Consider the following 2,581-nt stretch of genomic DNA (forward strand, 5'->3'; position numbering starts at 1 on the left):
GCAACAACCCACGACCACAGGGGTTTATAAAACTCAAAGGCAGGGATGCTTTTCGCATTCGGGTAGCCAATTATCGTATTATCTACGAAATCCAGGATTCCATTCTATTGGTGGATGTGGTCGATTTGGGGCATAGAAAGGATATTTACAAATAGCAAAGAACCGGGAATGGAAAAGGAAGATAAAAACCACATCCTTTACACCATTGACACGGGCTTATCAGGTCAGTGAAGTTGAGGAATATTGCGGCGTTGTAAACTGAACAACTTGTTATTTCATGAACGTAAATATGCTTTTAACCTTAATCTCAATGAATATCAGACTCACCATAGAATCGCACATATCTTTCATTTTATAATAAACTTCTATCGAGTTTCCCTTTTGGTAAAAAGAAAAAACGTCTAATCCCATTCTCATAATACGTGTGTTTACTCTTTCTACATGCCTGTTTTTTGAGTGAGACTTAGGTAACGTTTCTACAATGGATAGTTCTTTCTGTTTGCCGTTAGCATTAAAAACAGTTACATTTTTTTCTGAATCAAAACAAAACACTCCTAATTCATTTATTTTAATATTAGAACCCAAATAATCACTTAGCTCTTTAGCTGACCTGTTTGAACCTTTCGCTATAAATACGCTGTCTTTTATATCATGAAGCAAGGTCGGATAATTGGTCTTTAAGCTTTCTAAATTTCTTTTTAATCTTTTAACAACAAAATGAAGGTGAAGCCTATCTGAGATTAGAATCATCAGAATAACAACAAAAAAACCCCAAATCTTGGAAAGAGCTGTATATATGTCCATGCAAGAAGTTATTTTATGATACCGTACTGTCTATAGTAAAATTGTAGTTTGTCATCAAACCTTGCTTCAAAACTTGCTTTTGTCTTACGCGCATGCTCAATAACTGTATTTAAATTCCCAGGAGTTGGTAAAACAAATAATGGATAAGAGGGAATATTAAGCACCGCAAAGCCTGCCATAAAACCATGAATTGAAGACTCATTCCTTAGCGGATAAGTAAACCTTCTGTCTCTCAATGCCCAATGGGTATCTTTGAAGTACTGTTTATCAAACTGTCTTCGTAAATTAGGATTTCGTAAATTAGTATAATAATTATCACTGGAGTTAACCACAAAAGTATTTCCACGCTGAATAATAGTGGTTTCCATGCCTAACTCCCACCTTTGGCCTTCAAGTGAAGGGTCAATAGTTTCTTGAACCTGCATCCAAGATTTGGAAAATTCTTGAGTGTTTAAAGACCACTGAGTATTACTCCTATCCTTATTCATAGTAAAACCACTCAAAAGTGTTGACCCATCACTTAACCTCCCTAAAGAGCCATCTGCTTCATCTGAGACAAAACTATTAATTTGACTAAAAGTTGTGTTATTAGACAAAGCGCTCTCAGCCGACAACATATCAAAAAAACGTTGAATGTCTTCCGGGTCATCGGTAAACCATCCATTAGCTCTCCTTTCCCACAAACCATCTGGGTCTATAAATAAAATAGGATTATTAAATCCATACCTATAGGGAGTGAGGCTTGGAGCTAATTCGGCTAATGCATCAGGACTATGCCACCTTGCAATCTGCGGGTCATAAAATCTCGCCCCGTAATCATACCAGTTTACGCCAAAAAAATCATGTTTCTCACCAGCCTTACCTGCTCCAAAACAGGGTATTCAAAGAGCGTATAATGCCCAAAAATACAGCTTTTTTCTTTTAATTAGATCCTTTTAAGTGGTTGACATTTATTTGATAAACAGGAAATTTTGTAACTTTGGAATAGTTTTCTGTTAAACACCAAATTTTGTTCAAAAATCTAAAAACCATGAACTTGCAATATATATCAGACAATAAGGGTAAAACTACAGGTGTTTTTATTCCTATTAAAGATTGGGAAGAACTGAAGAAAGAAATAAAAGGACTTAGTGAAAAAGAAGAGCAATTGATGGAGATACCAGAATGGCAAAAAAACATTGTCCGTGAAAGAATGGAAAAATACAAGAAAAATCCGGACAGAGCTCTTGACTGGGATGATGTAAAGAATGATTTCAAATTGGATTGATGAGATATAAGTTGATTATTCAACCCGAGGTTTTTGAAGATATCCAACAAGGAATTGACTGGTACAATTCCCGCCAAAAAGGATTGGGAAAAAGATTTTTCAATGCTGTACAGCATGAATATAAAACGCTCCGGGTAAACCCCGGATTTCAGGTACGTTATGATGAAGTAAAATGCCTGCCGGTAAAGAAATTCCCATACATGATACACTATTACATCAACGAAGAATCAAAAACTGTTGTGATAATGGGTGTAATTAATACCTATTTGAATCCCTCCATATGGGAAAAACGTACAGGAAAAATTAATTAATTTCCGTACCTCTGTTGACATTGCCAGGCGTATGGCCGATGCCTTTGAAGCACCACCGGATTACCTGGAGGGGGTTGCGGAAAAGCAAATCAACAAAGAGATGCTCAACCGCATTGAGGAAGTAGATAAAATGAAGCCGGAAGAAAAAAAGATGATTTACACCTTTCTGGATGCGTTTATTACTAAAACTAAGTTGCAG

Annotated in this window: 6 protein-coding genes; 4 read left to right on the forward strand and 2 right to left on the reverse strand. The window is 36.2% G+C overall.

Features of this window, described 5'->3' with window-relative positions; translation table 11 throughout:
• A partial coding sequence (locus EA412_00030) for a type II toxin-antitoxin system RelE/ParE family toxin (GenBank protein ID TVR84902.1) occupies positions 1-155 on the forward strand: 155 nt, incomplete at its 5' end.
• Between the two features lie 115 nt (positions 156-270).
• Here EA412_00030 and EA412_00035 read toward each other — a convergent pair.
• Together EA412_00035 and EA412_00040 are read right to left on the reverse strand one after the other, a co-directional pair.
• Positions 271-804, reverse strand: a complete 534-nt coding sequence (locus tag EA412_00035; GenBank protein TVR84903.1) for a hypothetical protein — start codon at positions 802-804, stop codon at positions 271-273.
• Between the two features lie 8 nt (positions 805-812).
• A complete protein-coding gene (locus EA412_00040) occupies positions 813-1,685 on the reverse strand; it encodes a hypothetical protein (GenBank protein TVR84904.1) in 873 nt (290 codons plus the stop codon).
• A gap of 149 nt (positions 1,686-1,834) precedes the next feature.
• Here EA412_00040 and EA412_00045 point away from each other — a divergent pair, with 149 nt between their 5' ends.
• The 3 genes from EA412_00045 to EA412_00055 all read left to right on the forward strand — a co-directional run.
• The gene (locus tag EA412_00045; protein TVR84905.1) at positions 1,835-2,071 is read left to right on the forward strand and encodes a hypothetical protein; all 237 of its coding nucleotides are present in this window, start codon (positions 1,835-1,837) and stop codon (positions 2,069-2,071) included.
• A complete protein-coding gene (locus tag EA412_00050) occupies positions 2,071-2,382 on the forward strand; it encodes a hypothetical protein (protein TVR84906.1) in 312 nt (103 codons plus the stop codon). The genes EA412_00045 and EA412_00050 overlap by 1 nt, the downstream gene beginning before the upstream one ends.
• A gap of 31 nt (positions 2,383-2,413) precedes the next feature.
• A partial coding sequence (locus tag EA412_00055) for an XRE family transcriptional regulator (GenBank protein ID TVR84907.1) occupies positions 2,414-2,581 on the forward strand: 168 nt, incomplete at its 3' end.

It is taken from the genome of Chitinophagaceae bacterium, assembly GCA_007695095.1.
Taxonomy (GTDB): domain Bacteria; phylum Bacteroidota; class Bacteroidia; order Chitinophagales; family REEL01; genus REEL01.